General features: G+C 51.5%; 1 protein-coding gene and 2 tRNA genes. All 3 read left to right on the forward strand.

The window, feature by feature from the left end; genetic code table 11:
• Positions 1–67 precede the first annotated feature (67 nt).
• Positions 68–149: transfer RNA gene (locus FE784_RS40525), tRNA-Leu, on the forward strand.
• A 44-nt stretch (positions 150–193) separates the two neighbouring features.
• Positions 194–277, forward strand: a tRNA-Leu gene (locus FE784_RS40530).
• 211 nt (positions 278–488) lie between these two features.
• The gene (locus FE784_RS41495; protein ID WP_176706881.1) at positions 489–641 is read left to right on the forward strand and encodes a hypothetical protein; all 153 of its coding nucleotides are present in this window, start codon (positions 489–491) and stop codon (positions 639–641) included.
• The last annotated feature ends 615 nt before the right edge of the window (positions 642–1,256 follow it).

The following is a 1,256-nucleotide window of genomic DNA, read 5'->3' on the forward strand; positions in this document are numbered from 1 at the left end:
TTTACAAACTCGATTCGTTTCGCATTCAGTTTTCAGGGAATGATTAGGTATATCCCCTGTGCCATTTGCGGTTGTGGTGGAATGGCAGACACGCTATCTTGAGGGGGTAGTGGGCTTCGCCCGTGGAGGTTCGAGTCCTCTCAACCGCATCTTATCGATTTACGGTTTGCAGTGTGCACCAACTTTATAGCATGCGGTCGTGGCGGAATTGGCAGACGCGCTAGATTCAGGTTCTAGTGGTGTAACAGCCGTGGAGGTTCGAGTCCTCTCGACCGCATCCGTACAAACAAAGGGCTTCAGCTTAATTGCTGAGGCCTTTGTTTTGCATATGGCACATATTGAACCCCACGGGTAATGACACCCATGGGGTTTGGTCTTTGTCGTCCAATGATGCCACTTCACGAGCTTGCTCACTAAGGTGTCGATGTGTTCGTCATTGCCAAATGGCACGCCGAATTTGTATAGTGAGTGGAAAAAGACGGTCTGCGATGCGGATTTTAACGACTGCTTGCAGCCTGTCCATAGCGAACGGGACTTTTTCGTCTGCACGCATGGAAGCCATGACAGCTGCTTGCGGAGTGTTCGGCGTGCAGCTGTATAAGCTGATCGGCGGGAAGCATGCCGGCAAAGCGAGGGTATGACGCACGAGTTATTTTGGCGGACACCGCCATGCGCCTACGCTTATAACCTTCCCGGAAGGCCGCTATTGGGCCCAGGTGACCGAGGAGGTAGCAGATGCGCTCATCGTACGGGATTCCCCCTTCGACTCCGTTGCCTGTCATTATCGAGGCTGAGGTGCCATTGACGGCTTCGCGCAAATGGCGGAGCGGGAAGCGTTTGTGCGGGAAGGATGGGCTTGGGCCGATTATAAGAAAGAAACGAGCGTATTGCTTAAGGATGTTCATTCGGCACGAGTACGAATAAAATATGAGTCTAGGAACGCGGGAGTTTCAGCGCATATGAAGCGGATGTAAAGGCGGGCGAGACGGTGAAAACCGGCGGCTGGGGATATGGGACGGGTTTGGCGAAGCAGCTTGAAGCCGACAATGTTGCAAGGAATGCCTAATGATACGGCACCGCAAATAGGAAGCGAGGGCCGTGAATAAGCGGTGCCTCGCCAAATGATTATGTTTAACAAAAACGCTTGTATTTGATAGTTTATTCGTGTATAATAAGAATCCTGAATGAATGAAATCTATTGAAGAATATGCGGATGTGGCTCAGTGGTAGAGCATCGCCTTGCCAAGGCGAGGGTC

Origin of the sequence: Paenibacillus hemerocallicola, assembly GCF_006265175.1 — a bacterium.
GTDB classification, from domain to species: Bacteria; Bacillota; Bacilli; order Paenibacillales; family NBRC-103111; genus Paenibacillus_AB; species Paenibacillus_AB hemerocallicola.

Coding starts and splice junctions, on each gene's coding strand:
- FE784_RS41495 (WP_176706881.1), top strand. CDS start 489: ATGCGGATTTTAACGACTGCTTGCAGCCTGTCCATAGCGAACGGGACT.